Below are 18,432 nucleotides of genomic sequence, written 5' to 3'. Positions count from 1 at the left end.
TGCGGGGTGTTCCTTTTGTCGTACCGAGAGTGGCTAGCTGACCGCGGCGCCTGAGCGCGCGGCCGTCGTCGAGCCTGGCACCGGGGCCACTGCCGCCGCGGGACGGTGGCCCTTTTTGGCGAGCTGGATCTGCTCATAGACATGGTGCCTGAGCTCGGTGAAGCGCGGCAGCGAACGGGTATTCAGCTGGTCACGATCCTCCGGGAGGTCGATCACGACGTCCTCCTGCACCACTGTCGGGGAACTGGAGAGGATGATGACGCGCTCACCGAGGTAGACGGATTCGTCGATGTCGTGGGTCACGAAGAGCACCGTGATGCCCAGCTTCTTCCAAACTGTCCGGATCAGGTCTTCCAGATCCGCACGGGTCTGGGCGTCCACCGCCGCGAACGGCTCGTCCATCAGCAGCACCTCGGGCTGGTAGGCAATGGCGCGGGCAATCGCAACACGCTGCTGCATTCCTCCCGAGAGCTGCCAGGGGTAGGACCGCGGCACGTGGGACAGGCCCACAGCCTCGAGGGCCTCGTCGACCAGCCTGTCACGCTCGGCCTTCGGCACACCCTGGTTTTTCAGCGGCAACTCGACATTGTCCCGGACCCGCATCCATGGGAAGAGCGAGCGGCCGTATTCCTGAAACACCACGGCCATCTTCTTCGGCGGGCCGGACACCCGATTGCCGTTCAGGAGGACTTCGCCCTCGGTCGGGGCCATCAGTCCGGAGATGCACTTCAGGAGCGTGGTCTTTCCGGAACCGGAGGGGCCAACCAGGCAGGCCAACTCCCCCGCGCGCAGGTCGAAGGTGAGGTCCCGGACCGCCTCGACGCCGCCGCCGTCGGTCTGGTAAACCTTTTTCAGCCCCCGCACGGAAAGCATCGCCGTGGGGGCCTCATGAGTTGAGTCAGGCTGCATTTTCTACCTCTTTCTGGCCGTGGTACCAGCGCAGGATATTCCGCTCGGCCCACTGGAAGATGAATGACGTGCCCACACCAAGCAGGCCGAGCACCACGATGCCTGACCACATTTCCGGGATGGCGAAGGAACGCTGGAACTGGACGATGGTGAAGCCCAGCCCTGAGGACGAGGCAAACATTTCGGAGATGACCATCAGGATCAGCCCCAAGGACATGGACTGGCGCACGCCGGCCATGATCTGCGGGCTGGCTGACGGAAGCACCAAGTACCGGACGCGCGCCCAGCCGTCGATGCCGTAGGTGTGGCTGGAGTCGGAGAGAACCGGATCCACGGCCCGGACCCCCTCGATGGTGTTCAGCAGCACGGGCCAGACGCAGCCCGAGATGATGACGACGACCTTCATCGAATCGGTGATCCCCATCAGGAGCATCAGCACCGGCACCAGCACCGGCGGCGGAATGGCGCGGAAGAACTCCAATGTGGGCTCCAGCAGTGCGCGGAGCCATTTGATCGAGCCGATCAGGACGCCGCCGACAACGCCGATCACGATCGCCGCGGCCACGCCGACCACCAGACGGCCGAGGCTGGGCAGCACATCCGTGAAAAAGCGCTGGCTAAACCAGACCTCGCCGAACTTGTTGACCAGCGCGGCCGGGGTCGGGACGAAGAAGTTAACCGCGCCCAGGGTGGAGGCCCACCAGAGCAGGACCAGCACGACGGGCAGCGCCGCGACGTAGCCGAGATTCTTCAGGGCTTTCATACAATCACCTCGGAACGGACGGACGAGTGCCAGGCCAGTGTCTTCTTCTCGATGAAGCGCATCAGCATGTTGATGAGCACGCCGATCAGCCCGGTGGCCAGGACCAATGCGTACATGCCGGAAATGGCGCCGCCGGACTGCGCCAGCGCGATCTCGCGCCCGAGCCCAGGGGACCCGATCACGAGTTCCGCGGTGATGGCCAGGACCAAGGCAACGGCGCCGGCGAGCCGGACTCCGGTCATCAGGTATGGCAGGGCGGTGGGGAATACGACGTACCGGATTCGCGCCATCCGGCCCAGGCCGTAGGTCTTCGCTGTGTTGTTGGCGACCATGTCCACGTCGGCCACACCGTACAGGACCTGGATCAGGACCTGCCAGAAAGAGGCGTAAACGATCAGGAGCAGTGACGACTCGATCTTCACGCCGAAGAGCAGCACGGCCAGCGGGATCAGCGCCACCGAAGGGATGGGGCGCAGGAACTCGACCGTAGAATTTGTGGCCTTCCGCAGGAAGTCACTGGAGCCGATGATGAAGCCGAGCAGCACGGCGGCGGCCACGGCGATGATCAGGCCCAGGAACCAGGCGAACATGGTCTCGCCTACGGAGACCCAGAATGCCGTCAGGCCGAAGTCGCGCAGGAGAGCGACGATGACTTCGCTGGCCGGCGGGAGATAGCGTTCATCGATGATGCCGGCCCGGGGAATCAGCTCCCAGGTGGCCAGGAACCCAAGGATTCCCGCCACACCGAGGAGCTGCTTGGCAGGCAGTGTGCGGACCCGCCCGCGGTCCCGCCCCGTGCCGGGGGCGGGACCGCTGACGGTCAGGGTTTCCGAGGTCACGGGAGGAGATCGCCGGCGCTCGGAGCCTTGGTCAGCGTGCCGTACTTGGCGGCCGCGGCACCGAGGGTTTCGAAGGCGTCCTTGTTGAATTCAACGCGGTACCGGGGAAGGATCATCTTGGCGCGGGTGGCATCGTCGATCTTGGTGTACGTGCCGACGATGTCCCGGACTTCCTGCGGGTGTGCCTGGGCGTATTCGAGGGACTTGTTCATGGCGCGGGTGAACTTCTGGGCCAGCTCGGCCTTGCCCTTGATCGTGTCCGCCTTGGTGAAGTAGCCGGCAATGTCCAGTTCCGGGCTCATACCCACGAAGTTCGAGGAGACGATCTTGCCGCCTTCTGCCACTGCCTTGGAGAGGAAGGGCTCGAGGATCCAGGCTGCATCGACCTGCTTGTTGGCCAGTGCGGCCGGGGCATCCGGGAACGCAACCTCAACGAACTTCACGCTTTTGGCATCGCCGCCGTCCTTTTCGATGACCGACTTGATGGTGGTGTCACCGATGTTGGACAGGTTGTTGACAGAGACGGTCTTTCCGGCGAGGTCCTTCGGGGACTGGATGCTGGAGCCGGCCGGGACGACGACGCCGCCGACGTCCTTGCCCGCCTCACCGGTGGTTGACGCGCCGTTCGCAACGAACTTCAAATCGAGGCCCTTGTCCTTGGCGACCGTGACCGAGATCAGGTTCGAGAAGGCGAAGTCGAAGCTTCCGCTGACGACGCCGGGGACGATCGCGGCACCACCGGTGGCCGTCTGGATGTCCAGCTGCAGGCCCTCTTCCTTGAAGAAGCCCTGCTTGTCGCCGAGGTAGATCGGTGCACAGTCGACGATCGGAATGACTCCAACGGTGACTTTAGTCAGCCCGGCATTGCCCGTGGCTCCGGCGGAAGCGGCGCCAGCGCCGGTGGAACTCGGTGAACCGCTTCCGCAGGCCGAGAGGCCGAGGACCGACGCGGCGGCCAGAGCGGCGATAATACGACTTTTCATGTTCACTCCTATGTGCACATGACATGGGAGTGATTAGGCCCCCATGCCCAAAATGTTCGCTGTTCGAACAGACGTTCAAAATAAAGTCTGATTCAGGCATGCTGGGGCGTCAACCACCACGGGCGCATCGTTACAGCTCTGAGACAGGCGTGCCGGGTTCCCGGCGGGGCGCAAGCCGTCGTTTGCGCCGGCTGAAACACCCCCTCAGGGATTGCCGCTGCGGGGTCATCGCGTCTGTCCACATACGGGCTGTGACGCTCGCGGTGAGGCCTCCCTTGTCCCTAGGATTCATGCATGACCCCCTTTGCAGGCATCCCTGAGGCCGCCTTCGAGTTCTACGCGGAACTGGAACACAACAACAACCGCGACTGGTGGCTGGAACACAAGTCCACCTACGACTCTGCGGTCAAGGAACCGCTGACCGGGCTGCTGGCAAAGCTGGAACCGGAGTTCGGCGAAGCCAAGCTGTTCCGCCCCAACCGGGATATCCACTTCTCCGTGGACAAGTCGCCTTACAAAACGGCGCAGGGAGCGCTCGCTGCCGTTGCCGAAGGGACGGGCTTCTACGTCCAGCTCGACGCCGACGGCCTGCTCATCGGCGGCGGATACCACACGCACACACCGGCCCAGCTGGCCCGCTTCCGCAGCGCCGTGGACGCCCCCTCCAGCGGCGGCGCCCTGCAGCGGATTGTCGCGCAGGTCGCGGCGCTGGGCTTCGCCGTGGAAGGCGAATCCCTGAAGACGGTTCCGCGGGGGTTCGCCAAGGACCACCCCCGCGCGGAGCTACTGAAGCACAAGTCGCTCGCCGCCGGCATGCACGTGGGACGGCCGGGCTGGATCTCAACGCCGGACGCGGCCGGGGAGGTGGCCCGGCGCTGGGAGGAGCTTCGGCCCCTTGTTGAGTGGATAGGCCGCTACGCCGCTCCCTGAGACGGAGCAGTTGCCCCCGCGGGCGCCCGCTAGCCGTGCGCCTGCCAATGGTGCCGGCCGGAGCGCATGGTCGGAACCGCCCGTCAGATGTGCTCGCCCTCGGCGGCCAGGCGCCGGTCGAGGTTGTTAAAGAAGACCAGCATCATCAAGTCAAAGGCCTTGCTGGCTTCCTCGGGCTGGTTGTTCACGACGAAGTCGAACTGGAGCCCGTAGAAGGCGGCGGTGAACAGTCTGGCGTCGGTGTCGGCGAACTCCTCAAGAATGCCCTGAAGCATCAGCCAGTCCCGGGTCTTGTTGTGCAGCATCCTGAAATGTTCCTGCGCAGTTCCCCGGGGTGACGCAGCCACGATGTCCTGCGCGGTCGCCTCGAACTCAAGCCTGGCCAGATGGCGGTTGCGCTGCGCCATGGTCCAGCGCCAGGACTCCAGCAGGAAGGCACGCCAGGCTTCGCGGTCAATGTCCCGCACGTCGGTGGCCCGGATGCTGTCCAGCCGGGACTCGATGCCGCGGATGATCTCATTCACCAACTGCTCGCGGTGGCCGAAGTGGTAGACCAGCACATAGCTGCTGACGCCGAGACCTTCGGCAAGGCTCCGGAAGGTGAGCTCCGCGAGGGTCTTGTCCATGAGGTAGTCCAGAATGGCGGCCAGCAGCTCTGCCTTGCGTTCCGGTCGAGCTGGGCGGGCCATAAAACAATCATAAGGAGCCGCCCGGGCTCCTCCGCACCCGAGGCATCCCGATCCGGGCGCCAAACGCCGAAATCGCCGGAACCGTGTCCATTCGCCGGAAATTTCCAGCGACTTCGCACGTCTCCGGCGATTTCGGGTTGTAGAGCACTCCCGGGTTAGGGGCGGGTGCGCGTGGCCTTGTCTTTGGTGGCCGCGGCATCGGCATCGGCCGACGTGTGTGCCGCGGCGGGTTCCTTGGCGTCGGCAACGGCGGCGCTCTTCCCGCCGGGCCCGTTCACGGAGGCCTTGGCCTCGGCGAACTTCTCGTTCAGCCTGGAGTGCCGCTGGCCGTAGGAGAAGTAGATGGCCACGCCGATCACGAGCCAGATGGCGAAGAAGATCCACGTCTCCACGGCGAGGTTCGTCATGAGGTAGAGGCACAGGACGGCCGAAACGATCGGGAGCACCTTCCCCAGCGGCACCCGGAACGCCGGCTTCAGGTCCGGGCGCTTTTTCCGCAGCACCAGCACGCCGATGCTCACCGTCACGAACGCGGACAGCGTGCCGATGTTGATCATTTCCTCCAGCAGGTCCACGTTGGTGAGTCCGGCGACAACCGCCACGGCCGCACCGCAGATGATCTGGAGCCGGACCGGCGTCGCGCGGATGGTGCTGGTCTTGGACAGTGAGCGCGGCAGCAGGCCGTCGCGGCTCATGGCCAGCACCACGCGGGAGAGGCCCATCAGCAGCACCATGATCACCGTGGTCAGGCCCACGAGGGAGCCGAAGGCGATGATCTTCGCGGCGTCGGTGTTGCCGACGGCCTCAAACGCGGTGGTGAGGGTCGGGTTCTCGGCCTCGGCAAGCTCGGTGTAGGACACCATGCCGGTCAGTGCCAGGGACACCAGGATGTAGAGCACCGTGACGACGGCGAGGCCGCCGAAGATGCCGCGGGGCAGCGTCTTCTGCGGGTTCTTGACCTCCTCGGCCGACGTCGCCACGACGTCGAAACCGATGAAGGCGAAGAAGACGAGGGCCGCTCCCGCGAAGATGCCCAGCGTGCCGTACTGTGCCGGGGCGGCGCCGGTAAGGAAGGCAAAGAAGGACTGCTTCATGACGTCGGAGGCGCCGGTGCCGCCGGTGGGCACGGAGGTCGGAACGAACGGGGCGTAGTTCTCGAACTTCACGTAGGTGAAGCCCACCACGATCACAAAGAGCACGACGCCGATCTTGACCAGCGTGAAGATGTTGCCGACGCGGGCGGACAGCTTTGTCCCCAGCACCAGCAGCACCGTGAACACGGCGACGATCAGGAAGGCGCCCCAGTACAGGTCCACCCCGCCGAGGGAGATCGACGGCGGAATGTCCACGCCCATCAGCGCGAACACCTTGCTGAGGTAGATGCCCCAGTACTTGGCGATCACAGCGCCGGCGGTGAACAGCTCGAGGATGAGGTTCCAGCCGATGATCCAGGCCAGCAGCTCGCCCATGGTGGCGTACGTGAAGACGTATGCGGAGCCGGCAACGGGAATCGCGGTGGCGAACTCGGCGTAACACATGATCGCCAGCGCACAGGTGACGGCGGCAATGGCGAACGAGAGGGTCACGGCCGGGCCGGCGAAGTTCGCTGCAGCCTTGGCGCCGACCGAGAAGATTCCGGCGCCGACAGCAACGGCGACGCCCATGATCATCAAATCCCAGGAGCTGAGCGAGCGCTTCAGCTTGCGTCCGGGTTCTTCGGCGTCCGACATGGACTGCTCGATCGATTTGGTCCGGAAAAGGTTCATAGGAAAGTCCACAATCTCGGTAACTTGTTGGAAACAGACCTATCTATCGTAGTGTCCATCCACTGGACGGCCAGATTTGTCCCACATTGTGAGACGCAAAAGCGGGCTGCGCAGGTTCCCCCGCACAGCCCGCCAGCGCTTTTCCAGGTCCGGTTCAGACCGGCCAATCCATCAGGGTGGACCGGATCAGGAACCTTTTTCCTTCAGGTGCTTCCACCGAGAATCCGCTCCCCCGGCCCGGCACCACGTCCACGGTCAGATGCGTGTGGCTCCAGTAGTTGAATTGTTCCTTCGACATCCAGAAGTCAATCGGCTGCGGCTGCAGGCCGTCGGAAATGTCGAACAGGCCCAGCTGGACATCCGAGTCCCCCGTGATGAACTCCCCTGCCGGGTAGCACATTGGCGAAGAGCCGTCGCAGCAGCCGCCGGACTGGTGGAACATCAGCGGTCCGTGTTGCAGCCAAAGCTTGCGCAGCAGTTCCACGGCCTCCGCTGTGAGCGCCACCCGGGAGAAATCCTCGCCGGGGCGGGTGACGGCGGCGTCGAGCCTGGGGGGCGGGCGGATCAGTCCTGATCCGCCCGCCCGGGTGTGTTGCGGCTTAGAAGAAGCCGAGTTTGTTCTCGTTGTAGCTGACCAGGAGGTTCTTGGTCTGCTGGTAGTGGTCCAGCATCATCGAGTGGTTCTCGCGGCCGATGCCGGAGGACTTGTAGCCGCCGAACGCAGCGCCCGCCGGGTAGGCGTGGTAATTGTTCACCCACACGCGGCCGGCCTGGATCTCGCGGCCGGCACGGTAGGCGACGTTGCCGTTGCGGGACCAGACGCCGGCGCCAAGGCCGTAGAGGGTGTCGTTGGCGATGCCCATCGCGTCGTTGTAGTCGCTGAAGCGGGTCACGGACACCACCGGGCCGAAGATTTCCTCCTGGAAGATCCGCATCTTGTTGTGGCCCTCGAAGATGGTCGGCTGGACGTAGTAGCCGCCGGCCAGATCTCCGGGCATGTCGGCGCGGCCGCCGCCGGTGAGCACCTTGGCGCCTTCCTGCTTTCCGATGTCGATGTAGGAGAGGATCTTTTCGAGCTGGTCGTTGGAGGCCTGGGCGCCGAGCTGGGTCTCGGTGTCCAGCGGGTTGCCCTGGATGATCTTCTCGACGCGGGCCACGGCGTCCGCCATGAAGGAATCATAGATGTCTTCCTGGATCAGGGCGCGGGAGGGGCAGGTGCACACTTCACCCTGGTTGAAGGCAAAGAGGGTGAAACCTTCCTGTGCCTTGTCGTAGAACGCGTCGTCAGTGCTCTCTGCAACGTCGTTGAAGAAAATATTGGGGCTCTTGCCGCCCAGTTCCAGCGTGACCGGGATCAGGTTCTGGCTGGCGTACTGGCTGATCAGGCGGCCCGTGGAGGTTTCGCCGGTGAACGCGATCTTGCGGATCCGGGGGCTGGAGGCGAGCGGCTTGCCGGCTTCGACGCCGAAGCCGTTGACCACGTTGAGGACGCCGGCCGGCAGCAGGTCGCCGATGAGTTCCATGAGGACCAGAATCGAGGACGGGGTCTGCTCGGCGGGCTTCAGGACGACGGCGTTGCCTGCGGCGAGGGCCGGGGCGAGCTTCCATACGGCCATCAGGATCGGGAAGTTCCAGGGGATGATCTGGCCGACGACGCCGAGCGGCTCGTGGTAGTGGTAGGCGGTGGTGTCGTCGTCGAGCTGGGACAGCCGTCCCTCCTGGGCGCGGACGGCGGAGGCGAAGTAGCGGAAGTGGTCGGAGGCGAGCGGGATGTCCGCGTTGAGGGTTTCGCGGATCGGCTTGCCGTTGTCCCAGGATTCGGCGACGGCCAGCATCTCTACGTTCTCGTCGATCCGGTCGGCAATCTTGTTCAGGATGGCGGCGCGCTCGGCGACGGAGGTCTTGCCCCAGGACGGGGCAGCCTTGTGGGCGGCGTCCAGCGCCAGCTCAATGTCCTCGGCGGTGCCGCGGGCGACCTCGCAGAAGACCTTGCCGGTGACGGGGGTGATGTTCTCGAAGTACTGGCCCTTGACCGGGGCGACCCACTCGCCGCCGATCCAGTTCTCGTAGCGGTCCTTGAAGGTGACCTTCGAGCCCTCGGTACCGGGCTGTGCGTAGACAGTCATTGCAGCTCCTTTGCTGTGCAAGATTGATGGCGGCAAATATCGGCGCCGCCGTTGCGCTCAGCCTAGGAGCATGAAGGTTGCAGTCAGGTTGCAACCGGCGTAACCGGGGTCACTTGCGTGCGTCAGTGGCGGATCAGGCGCTGAGCTCGGCGTCGAGCCGTTCCAAATCGGCGACAAGGGCGGCCCGTCTGGGCGACCGCGGCGGCAGCAGTTTCAGGGCCGCGAGCCGGATCTCGACGTCGTCCCTCGCCTCGGGCAGTTCGGCGTACCTCAGGAGCGACTCGGCGCTGCCGTCAGTCAGGACCGCTTCGCGGAGCAGGGAGGAAACCCGGTTCCGCAGCTCGGTGATGCCGGGGGCTTCGGAGCGGGGCAGGACGGCGCCGCGGTAGATTTCCAACGCGATCCGGTGGGCACCGCGCTGCAGGCAGTTCAGGACCTGCCCGGCATCCGGCATCAGGTCCAGGGGCAGCCGGTAGGGGCGGGACGCCGGAACGGCACCCGGGTTGAGCTGCTGGAGGACTTTACGCAGGCGCACCATCTCGGCCCGCAGGGTCATGGTGGAAGCATCGCCCGGGTACAGGAGGTTGCAGAGTTCCTCTGCGTTGAGCCCTTCCGGGTGGGTGCTGAGCAGGGCCAGGATCTCGCTGTGCCTCGCGGAAAGCGCCACGGTGCGGCCGTCGATGCTGAGCAGCGCCTGGTCCCGGCCCAGGAGCTGGAGGCTGTTGCGGTACAGGCTGTTGGCGGCCGGCGCGTACGCCGCTTTCGGTGCAGCCGGGCTCCGGCGCCGGGCCGGCGAGGACTGGCGCGCCGCGGCGAGCTGCAGCCGCTCCACCCGCAGGTGCGCCTGGGCGGCGGCCACGGTGGCCTCGACCAGCGACAGCGTGTGCGGGGCCACCGCGGACTCGGTGCCGGTGATATCCACGACGCCCAGGAGGGCGCCGGAATCCGGATCGTGGAAGGGGACCGCAGTGCAGCTCCAGGGGTGGACGGAGCGTTTGTAGTGTTCCGCTCCGGAGATTTGGATGCCCCGGCCCAGGGCCAGGGCGGTGCCGGGGGCGCTGGTGCCCACGGTGGCTTCGGACCAGTCGGCCCCGGGAACGAACATCATGCCTTCGGCCCGGCGCTGCATGGCGGCGTCGCCTTCGACCCAGAGGAGCCTGCCCACCTCGTCCCCCACGGCCACCAGCATTCCACTGTCGTGGCTGGGCAGGACCAGCAGCTTGTGGATGACCGGCATGATGGCCGCCAGCGGATGCTGCCGCCGGTACTCTTCAAGTTCGTCCCGGTCCATCGCCAGCGGGGCCTCGGGATTGTCCGGGTTGGCCTGCAGCTCGGCGGAGCGCCGCCAGGACTCCTGGATCAGGCTGCTGAGGCCCGGAAGTTGCAGGTCGTCCGGAAGCCCGTGCCCCCGAGAGTCCAGCTGTTCATGGCCGGCACTGGCGTAGTGCTGGCGCAGCTCCGCGGTGATCCCGGCGCCAGGTTGGACCAGGCCAGCCGGATGGACCGAATTCCTCATTGAACTCCCACATCAAGGGCGCGACGGCATGCCGGTGGCAGCCACGTCCGGCCAGTCTAGTGGGCGTTCCGGGCGCCCGCCAGAGCCGGGCCGCCGCCGCGGTCCGGTCCGGCCGGCCGCCGCGCCGCTCCCCGGCAGGCCGCTCCATCGGCGGACTCTTTACGGACACCCGTTGCACGGACAGGCCATGGGGCGGGACAGTGGGCCATGGTTGATCCTGAACTGCTGGTCGACGGCTTCGAGGCGCACCGGGCGCACCTGCGGGCGGTGGCCTACCGGATGCTGGGTTCGTTCAGCGAAGCCGAGGACGCCGTGCAGGAGTCGTGGCTCCGGCTCAGCCGTTCCGATGCGGCCGCCATCACGAACCTTGGCGGCTGGCTGACCACGGTGGTGGGGCGGATCTGCCTGGATATGCTGCGCTCGCGCCGCTCCCGCCGCGAAGAACCGGCCGGTGAGGCGTCCCCGCATCCGGAGACCGGCCGCGCCGACGCCCAGGAGCACCGGCTCCGCGAGGACGGCGATCCGGAGCGGCAGGCCGTGCTGTCCGACGACGTGGGGACCGCCCTGCTGGTGGTGCTGGACACGCTGGGGCCGGGCGAGCGTGTGGCCTTCGTGCTCCACGATCTGTTCTCGGTGCCTTTCGAGGCGGTCGCCGCCGTGCTGGGGAACTCGCCGGCGGCGGCGAGGCAGCTTGCCAGCCGCGCCCGCCGCCGCGTGCAGGCAAGGGCTGCAGGAAACACGCGCCGGGCCGGCACTCCGGAATCCTTCGTCCGGCACTCCCGTGACCGCCAGCGGGAAATTGTGGACGCCTTCCTGGCGGCCGCCCGGGGAGGAGACTTTGCCGCGCTGCTCGCCCTGCTGGATCCCGACGTCGTCCTCCGCGCAGACGGCGCCGCGGCCGGAATGGGGGCGGAGGCGGAAGTCATTGGCGCGGAGGCGGTGGCACGCACCTTCTCCGGCCGCGCCCAGGTGGCCCGGCCGGCCCTGGTGGACGGGTCGGCGGGAGCAGTCTGGGCGCCGGGCGGGAGACCGCGCGTGGTATTCGGGTTCTCCGTGCTGGGCGGCAGGGTCATCCGGATCGATCTCCTGGCCGATCCTGAGGTGCTCGCGGGGCTCCGCATCGAGTACCCGGGTGCCGGAGGCATGCCGCAGGACTAGTCGCGGGAGATCTGCACCATGTCCTCGCGCGGAACCACCTTGACGCGTTCCCGCACAATGCCGTTGGCGTCAGCGGAAGCGGACCACTCCGCGCCGAGGGCCAGTTCGTGGGCGTCGAGCTTGTTCCAGCCCTCCCAGGTCGTATATTCGATCCCGCGCTCGTCGAGGAGGTCGATGATCGCCTGCGGATCGGGGTTCTGCGCCGGGGGGAGGCTCAGCCGGTCCTCGAGCAGGAAGCCGATGGTCTCCAGCGCGTCGCCCTTGGTGTGGCCGATCAGGCCCACGGGGCCGCGTTTGATCCAGCCGGTGGCGTAGATGCCCGGGACGGGATTGCCGTCGGCGTCGAGCACCCGGCCGCCCTCGTTCGGAATCACGCCGCGGCGGGCATCGTATTCCAGCTCGTCCAGGGGCGAGCCGTGGTAGCCGATCGCCCGGTAGACGGCCTGGACCGGGTAGTCAAGGAATTCCCCCGTGCCCTTGGCGTTGCCGGTGCCGTCCAGCTGCATGCGCTCAAACTTGATGCCCGTGACCTTGCCGGGGTGATCGGCGTCGTCATGAATCTCGACGGGGCTGTGCAGGAAGTGCAGATGCAGCCGGCGGGAGGACGGTTCCTCGGCCTCGGCGTGCTCCTCGACAAGCCAGTTGGTCAGGGTGTTGACCATGGTGCGGATCTGGTTGTTGCTACGGATGGCCTCATCCGAGGCCTCGTCGAACTCGAAGTCCTCCGGATAGAGGACGATGTCGACGTCCCGGGCGTGGGAAAGTTCGCGCAGTTCCAGCGGCGTGAACTTGACCTGGGCGGGGCCGCGGCGGCCAAAAACGTGCACGTCCGTGACCGGGGAGTTCTTCAGCGCCCGGTAGACGTTGTCCGGGATTTCCGTCACCAGCAGGTCGTCGGCGTGCTTGACCAGCATCCGGGCAACGTCGAGGGCCACGTTACCGTTGCCGATCACCGCGATTTCCTTCGCCTCCAGCGGCCAGTCCCGGGGCACGTCGGGGTGACCGTCGTACCAGGAGACGAAATCTGCCCCGCCGAAGGAGCCCTGGAGTCCGACGCCGGGGACGTCCAGTTCCGCGTCGTTGATGGCGCCGGTGGAGAAGATCACGGCGTCGTAGAAGGCGCGGAAGTCATGCAGGGTCAGGTCGCGGCCGTAGGTGACGTTGCCGAGGAAGCGGATATCACCGCGGTCAAGGACTTTGTGCAGCGCGTTGACGATTCCCTTGATCCGCGGATGGTCCGGGGCCACGCCGTAGCGGATGAGGCCGTACGGGGCCGGGTACGCCTCGAAGAGGTCGATGCTGACCTCGAAGTCGCCGTCTTTGACTTCGTTGGACTTGGTCAGGATGTCCGCGGCGTAGACGCCTGCCGGTCCGGCGCCGACAATCGCAACGCGGAGCGGACGTTTGGACGTTCTTTGAGGCGAACTTTCGGCCGAGTTGGACACCGGGAGCCCTTCTGAGTCTTGGCGGCTGCGCCAGTTCAAGCAGCGCACAATCCCCCTATTCTAAATGTCCGCGACAATGTATAGGCGCGCCGGTGACCGACATCGCAGGGAACCGCGCCCCCGGCGCGGGCGGCAGCGGATTCCAAAGGCAGGAATAGGCGCCCTGCGGGTGGTGTTATTGACTTTGTGCCTACCCCCGACGGATCCCTCTCCCCAGCCACGCTGACGTCCCCGGGCGCTGCGTCGCCCGGCGGAAGCCCGTCGAAGCGTCCGCCGGCCGTGCTCAAGGCAGTGGACACGGACACGACTGCCGGCATCATCTTCGGGATCGGCGCGTACGGCCTGTGGGGGCTGATGCCCCTCTACTTCATCCTGCTGCAACCGGCCGGCGCGATCGAAATCGTGGCCAACCGGGTGCTCTGGTCGCTCATTTTCTGCGTCCTGCTGATCACCGTCACCCGCTCCTGGAGGGTCCTGGGAGCCGCCTTCCGGAACCGCGCGGTCATCTTTCCGCTGATCATCGCCGCGGTCCTGATCGCCGTGAACTGGCTGACCTATGTCTACGGGGTGACCACCGGTCAGGCCGTGGAAGCCTCGCTGGGCTACTTCATCAATCCCCTCGTATCGGTCCTGCTGGGGGTGGTGGTGCTGAAGGAGAAACTGCGGCCGCTGCAGTGGACCGCCGTCGGCATCGGCTTCGTTGCCGTGGGCGTCCTGACGGTGTCCTACGGCAAACTTCCCTTGATCGCCCTGACCCTGGCGCTGAGCTTCGGCCTCTATGGCTTCGTCAAGAAGCGCGTCGGCCCGCGCGCTGATGCGGCCACCAGCCTTACCGTCGAGACGATGGTGCTGGCGCCGGTTGCCGGCGCCACGATGATCGTCCTGGCACTCACCGGAACCGCGACGCTGGCCACTAACGGCGCCGCGCACTTCTGGCTTCTCGCGGCCTCCGGCATCATCACCGCCGTGCCGCTGCTGTTCTTCGGCGCCTCAGCCCGGCGGCTGCCGATGACAACGATTGGCCTGCTGCAGTACTTCGCCCCCGTGCTGCAGTTCATCGTGGCGCTGGCCGTGTTCCACGAGCCCATGACGACAGACCGCTGGATCGGCTTCGGCGTCGTCTGGCTGGCGCTGCTGGTCCTCACCGTGGACATGCTGCTCACTGCCCGGAAGAACTCCGTGACGCGCAGGCTGGCCCGCTCCGCCGCCTGAATCTGTCCAGGCTGCGGAACGGCACCACGCTGTCAGTCCTCGGGGATGGTATCGAACCGCTCGTAGTCGCGCGGGACCACCACCATGGGTACGGGCAGGGCAAGTAGCACCTTGTTGGCCGTCCTGCCGACGAACAGTTTGTTTTTCTCCGCCAGGCGCGACGAGCCTACGATCATGATCTCGCCCTCGTCCCATTCGAGGTCGTCGATCGCTTCCTCAATGGTGCGGCCGTGCGCAACTTCCACCGTGACCTGATGGCCGGCCGGAAGCCGGTGGGCGGCCGCCGCGAGGACGGTATTGGCGTGGATGTGCGCGGCGTTGATGTTCTCTCCGCTGTCCCCTTCTGCGTCAAGTTCCACCAGCGAAACCAGCCGCAGCGGGACACCGTGGCGTTCGGCGGCCTCGACCGCGACGTCRATCGCCGCCTCCGCGCCCGTGCGCTCGCCCACTGCGAGGGTCATCCGAGTCATCGGCTCCGTGTGCCGGTAACCCCGGGGGGCCAGCGCCACCGGAACGGGCGAAGCATGCAGGAGCGCGTTGGCCGCGCTTCCGATCGTGTAGCGCTTGAACAGCCCGGCGCTGGCGGCGCCCACCACGATCAGACCGGCCCTGTATTCAACGGCGGCATCGATGAGGCCGGCGGCGTGCGAATCTGCCTGGCGGACGTGGAACCGGGCCTCGAGGTCCTTTGGGACGAGGGCCATGCCTTCCCGTTCCGCGGTGAGCACCTTTTGCTCCGCGGCGCTGACACGGTTTCCCTCCGGGTTCATCGCGACGTAGGGCGTGCGCCGGTCCACCACGTAGACCAGGTCAAGGTGCGCGCCTTGGGCCCGGGCCATGGCGGAGGCCAGTGCAACGGCGTCGGCGCCGCGGTCGCTGGGGGTATAGCCAACTACGTATCGCATGTATGAACCCCTTTTGGGTCTGTGGCAGAAGCCAGCTTTGTTCCGGGGATTCCGGGCGACGTCGGCCGGTCTGCGTTCCTGCAGTGGTAGGAACGACTCTAGCCCAGCGGGACCCGGAAATGGCCTGCATAGTCCGTTACCTTCGGCCCTGAGCTGGGCAACCAATATGGGATCGGCGTCGGCCGGCCGATGGAACCGGTGCCGGCGAGCGAATTAACTCAGCAGAGCCGTGGACCGTACGTCCGCGGCTCTGCTGTTTCCGGAATTTCTGAGTCCGGAATCTCCGGTGTCCGGATGGCTCAGGCGTTGGCCTTGATGGCCGCGGCCAGGACCTGGAGCCCGTCCAGCAGCAGTTCGTCGCTGATGACCAGCGGCGGCAGCAGCCGGATGACGTTGCCGTAGGTGCCGCAGGTGAGGATGATGACGCCCTCCTTGAGGCAGGCGGCGGCTACGGCCTTGGTCAGCTCCGGGTTCGGTTCCTTCGATCCGGCCTGGACCAGTTCGATGGCCAGCATCGCACCGCGGCCGCGGAYGTCGCCGATCACAGTCTGCTCAGCGGCCAGTTCGCGAAGCTTGCCGAGGGCCAGCTCCTCGATGTGCCTGGCGCGGGCGTTGAGGCCGTACTGCTCCATCGAGCCGATGGACGCCAGGGCCGCGGCACACGCGACCGGGTTGCCGCCGTAGGTGCCGCCGAGGCCGCCCGGGTGGACGGCGTCGAGCAGGTCGGCGCGGCCGGTGATGGCGGAGAGCGGCATGCCGCCGGCGATGCCCTTGGCCATGGTGATGATGTCCGGGACGACGCCCTCGTGGTCCACGGCGAACCACTCACCGGTGCGGCAGAAACCGGACTGGACCTCGTCGGCGATGAAGACGACGCCCTTGTCCTTGGCCCAGGCCGCCAGCGCCGGCAGGAAACCCTCGGCGGGAACAATGAAGCCGCCCTCGCCCTGGATCGGTTCGATGATGATCGCGGCCACCTGGTCGCCGCCGAGCTGCTTCTCGATCATGGTGATGGCGCGCTTGGCGGCCTCGGCACCGGTGATCTCCGGGTTTTCCTCGCGGTAGGGGTAGCTCATCGGCATGCGGTACACCTCGGGCGCGAACGGGCCGAAGTTGGTCTTGTAGGGCATGGCCTTGGCGGTCAGCGCCATGGTCAGGTTGGTGCGGCCGTGGTAGGCGTGGTCGAAAGCGACGACGGCGTCCCGGCCGGTGGCCAGGCGGGCCACCTTGACGGCGTTCTCCACGGCTTCGGCGCCGGAGTTGAACAGCACGGTGCGCTTCTCGTGGTCACCCGGGGTGAGGCGGTTCAACTGCTCGGCGACGGCGACGTAGCCTTCGTAGGGCGTGACCATGAAGCAGGTGTGGGTGAAGTGCTCCACAGCTTCCTTGACGGCGCCGACGACGGCCGGGTCGGAGGCACCGACGCTGGTCACGGCAATGCCGGAGCCAAGGTCGATGAAGGAGTTGCCGTCGACGTCGTGGATGATGCCGCCGTCGGCGTCGGCGACGTAAACGGGTACGGTGGACGCGACGCCGGCCGCGACGACAGCCTTGCGGCGTTCGGTCAGGGCGACGGACTTGGGGCCCGGGAAATCGGCCTGGACGCGGCGCTTCTGCTCAAGACGGTAGGTGATGTCATGGGCGGTGGTGGTCATGGGAGAGCCTTTCTTGCGTGCTGGTTGTGCGCGGAGCTGTGCTTCTGGTCTTGAAACCGGCTTAGGCGTCCAGCGCACTCATGACGTGCTTGATGCGGGTGTAGTCCTCGACGCCGTACATGGAAAGGTCCTTGCCGTAGCCGGACTGCTTGAAGCCTCCGTGCGGCATCTCGGCGGTGAGGAGGATGTGGGTGTTGATCCACACGGCGCCGAAGTCCAGGTCGCGGCTGACGCGCATGGCCGTGCCGTGGTCGGTGGTCCAGACGCTGGAGGCGAGGGCGTAGTCGACGTCGTTGGCCAGTTCCACGGCTTCGTCCTCGGTGCTGAACTTCTGCACCGTGATGACGGGGCCAAACGTTTCCTTCTGCACGATGTCGTCGCTCTGCTTGGCCCCGGTGATGATGGTGGGTTCGAAGAAGAAGCCCTTCTCCCCGGCGCGGTGGCCGCCGGTTTCGATCCTGCAGTTCTCCGGGAGGTGCTCCACCACCGAGGTCACGGCGTTGAAGTGGTTCACGTTGTTGAGCGGGCCGAAGTAGTTGTCCTCGTCGTTCTGTGAACCGGTGTGCAGGGTTTTCGTGTGTTCCACCATGGCTGCGACGACGTCGTCGTGGACTTCGTCCTGGACCAGGACGCGGGTGATCGCGGTGCAGTCCTGGCCGGCGTTGAAGAAGGCGAATTCGGCGATGGCCGCCGCGCTCTTCTTGATGTCCGCGTCCTTGAACACGATGGCGGGGGCTTTGCCGCCAAGCTCGAGGTGCGCGCGCTTGAGGCCCTTCGCGGCGCCGGACGCCACTGCGATGCCGGCCCGGACGGAGCCGGTGATGGAGACGAGGCCGGGGACCTTGTGCTCCACCATCAGGGCGCCGGTCTCCCCGGTACCCAGGACGACGTTGAGCACGCCGGCAGGAAAGATCTCGCCGGCGAGACGGGCCAGGACGAGGGTGGATTCCGGGGTGGTGTCCGAGGGCTTGAGCACCACGGTGTTTCCCGCGGCGAGGGCGGGGCCGATCTTCCAGATGGCCATGAGGAACGGGTAGTTCCAGGGTGCGACCTGCGCGACGACGCCGATCGGTTCGCGCCGGACGTAGGAGGTGTGGCCCTCGAAGTATTCTCCGGCGGACTTGCCCTCCATGATGCGGGCGGCGCCGGCGAAGAAGCGCAGCTGGTCGGCGCCGGCGGCAACCTCCTCGGACGCGATCAGGGAACGGACCTGGCCGGTGTTGCGGTGCTGGGCCTCGACGAGTTCGTCGCTGTTGGCCTCGACGGCGTCGGCGAGCTTGAGCAGCATCAGCTGGCGCTGCCCCGGCGTCGTGTGCTTCCAGGTTTTGAAGGCGTCCTGCGCGGCCGTCATGGCGGCGTCGACGTCGGCCCCCACTGAGACCGGTGAGGTGGCGACGACCTCGCCGTTGGTGGGATTGACGATGTCCAGCACGCCGGTTCCGGCGGGGGTGACAAACTCGCCGTTGATGAAGTTCTGCAAGGTTTGAACCACGGTGTACAACCTCTTTCACGCTGAAAAGGACCCAATGAGACTGC

Annotated in this window: 16 protein-coding genes; 3 read left to right on the top strand and 13 right to left on the bottom strand. The window is 66.4% G+C overall.

Annotated elements, in window-relative coordinates:
- Positions 1–33: 33 nt before the first annotated feature.
- Genes AB4Y67_RS16735 through AB4Y67_RS16720 form a run of 4 tightly spaced genes read right to left on the bottom strand, consistent with a single transcriptional unit; the run spans position 34 to position 3,494 of the window.
- A complete protein-coding gene (locus AB4Y67_RS16735; protein ID WP_441406884.1) occupies positions 34–909 on the bottom strand; it encodes an ABC transporter ATP-binding protein in 876 nt (291 codons plus the stop codon).
- Positions 899–1,672, bottom strand: coding sequence for an ABC transporter permease (locus AB4Y67_RS16730; RefSeq protein WP_441406883.1), 774 nt, complete (start codon positions 1,670–1,672; stop codon positions 899–901). Before AB4Y67_RS16730 ends, AB4Y67_RS16735 begins: the two co-directional genes overlap by 11 nt.
- On the bottom strand, positions 1,669–2,511 hold the full coding sequence (locus AB4Y67_RS16725) for an ABC transporter permease (RefSeq protein WP_441406882.1): 843 nt from the start codon (positions 2,509–2,511) through the stop codon (positions 1,669–1,671). The genes AB4Y67_RS16730 and AB4Y67_RS16725 overlap by 4 nt, the downstream gene beginning before the upstream one ends.
- Positions 2,508–3,494 carry an ABC transporter substrate-binding protein gene (locus tag AB4Y67_RS16720; RefSeq protein ID WP_441406881.1) on the bottom strand — a complete coding sequence of 329 codons (987 nt, stop codon included), beginning with the start codon at positions 3,492–3,494 and terminating at the stop codon, positions 2,508–2,510. The genes AB4Y67_RS16725 and AB4Y67_RS16720 overlap by 4 nt, the downstream gene beginning before the upstream one ends.
- Before the next feature lie 294 nt (positions 3,495–3,788).
- Between AB4Y67_RS16720 and AB4Y67_RS16715 the strand changes: the two genes are divergently transcribed.
- Positions 3,789–4,424 (top strand): DUF2461 domain-containing protein, encoded by a 636-nt coding sequence (locus AB4Y67_RS16715; RefSeq protein WP_441406880.1) that lies wholly within the window; start codon positions 3,789–3,791, stop codon positions 4,422–4,424.
- An 83-nt stretch (positions 4,425–4,507) separates the two neighbouring features.
- Here AB4Y67_RS16715 and AB4Y67_RS16710 read toward each other — a convergent pair whose 3' ends face one another.
- From AB4Y67_RS16710 to AB4Y67_RS16690, 5 genes are all read right to left on the bottom strand, one after another.
- Positions 4,508–5,113 (bottom strand): TetR/AcrR family transcriptional regulator, encoded by a 606-nt coding sequence (locus AB4Y67_RS16710; protein WP_441406879.1) that lies wholly within the window; start codon positions 5,111–5,113, stop codon positions 4,508–4,510.
- Positions 5,114–5,268: 155 nt separating this feature from the next.
- Positions 5,269–6,879, bottom strand: a complete 1,611-nt coding sequence (locus AB4Y67_RS16705; protein WP_441406878.1) for an amino acid permease — start codon at positions 6,877–6,879, stop codon at positions 5,269–5,271.
- A 154-nt stretch (positions 6,880–7,033) separates the two neighbouring features.
- Positions 7,034–7,444 carry a DUF779 domain-containing protein gene (locus tag AB4Y67_RS16700; RefSeq protein WP_441406916.1) on the bottom strand — a complete coding sequence of 137 codons (411 nt, stop codon included), beginning with the start codon at positions 7,442–7,444 and terminating at the stop codon, positions 7,034–7,036.
- A 34-nt stretch (positions 7,445–7,478) separates the two neighbouring features.
- Positions 7,479–9,005 carry an acetaldehyde dehydrogenase ExaC gene (gene exaC / locus AB4Y67_RS16695; RefSeq protein WP_441406877.1) on the bottom strand — a complete coding sequence of 509 codons (1,527 nt, stop codon included), beginning with the start codon at positions 9,003–9,005 and terminating at the stop codon, positions 7,479–7,481.
- 133 nt (positions 9,006–9,138) lie between these two features.
- The gene (locus AB4Y67_RS16690; protein WP_441406876.1) at positions 9,139–10,521 is read right to left on the bottom strand and encodes a GAF domain-containing protein; all 1,383 of its coding nucleotides are present in this window, start codon (positions 10,519–10,521) and stop codon (positions 9,139–9,141) included.
- A 207-nt stretch (positions 10,522–10,728) separates the two neighbouring features.
- Here AB4Y67_RS16690 and AB4Y67_RS16685 point away from each other — a divergent pair, with 207 nt between their 5' ends.
- Entirely contained in the window at positions 10,729–11,679 is a 951-nt protein-coding gene (locus AB4Y67_RS16685) for a sigma-70 family RNA polymerase sigma factor (RefSeq protein ID WP_441406875.1), read from the top strand.
- On the opposite strand, the gene AB4Y67_RS16680 is transcribed toward AB4Y67_RS16685, so the two are convergent.
- Positions 11,676–13,124: an FAD-dependent oxidoreductase gene (locus tag AB4Y67_RS16680; protein ID WP_441406874.1), complete on the bottom strand. Its 1,449-nt coding sequence runs from the start codon at positions 13,122–13,124 to the stop codon at positions 11,676–11,678. The genes AB4Y67_RS16685 and AB4Y67_RS16680 overlap by 4 nt on opposite strands.
- A 177-nt stretch (positions 13,125–13,301) precedes the next feature.
- Here AB4Y67_RS16680 and rarD point away from each other — a divergent pair, with 177 nt between their 5' ends.
- Positions 13,302–14,336, top strand: a complete 1,035-nt coding sequence (rarD, locus tag AB4Y67_RS16675; RefSeq protein WP_441406915.1) for an EamA family transporter RarD — start codon at positions 13,302–13,304, stop codon at positions 14,334–14,336.
- Positions 14,337–14,368: 32 nt separating this feature from the next.
- On the opposite strand, the gene AB4Y67_RS16670 is transcribed toward rarD, so the two are convergent.
- The 3 genes from AB4Y67_RS16670 to AB4Y67_RS16660 all read right to left on the bottom strand — a co-directional run bounded on the left by AB4Y67_RS16670 (position 14,369) and on the right by AB4Y67_RS16660 (position 18,388).
- Positions 14,369–15,241 carry a universal stress protein gene (locus AB4Y67_RS16670; protein WP_441406873.1) on the bottom strand — a complete coding sequence of 291 codons (873 nt, stop codon included), beginning with the start codon at positions 15,239–15,241 and terminating at the stop codon, positions 14,369–14,371.
- A gap of 299 nt (positions 15,242–15,540) precedes the next feature.
- Entirely contained in the window at positions 15,541–16,896 is a 1,356-nt protein-coding gene (gene gabT, locus AB4Y67_RS16665; protein ID WP_441406872.1) for a 4-aminobutyrate--2-oxoglutarate transaminase, read from the bottom strand.
- 61 nt (positions 16,897–16,957) lie between these two features.
- Positions 16,958–18,388 carry a gamma-aminobutyraldehyde dehydrogenase gene (locus tag AB4Y67_RS16660; protein WP_441406871.1) on the bottom strand — a complete coding sequence of 477 codons (1,431 nt, stop codon included), beginning with the start codon at positions 18,386–18,388 and terminating at the stop codon, positions 16,958–16,960.
- Between the last annotated feature and the right edge of the window lie 44 nt (positions 18,389–18,432).

It is taken from the genome of Arthrobacter sp. YAF17, assembly GCF_052113365.1.
GTDB lineage: Bacteria > Actinomycetota > Actinomycetes > Actinomycetales > Micrococcaceae > Arthrobacter.
This window is presented reverse-complemented; position numbering and strand designations above follow the sequence as displayed.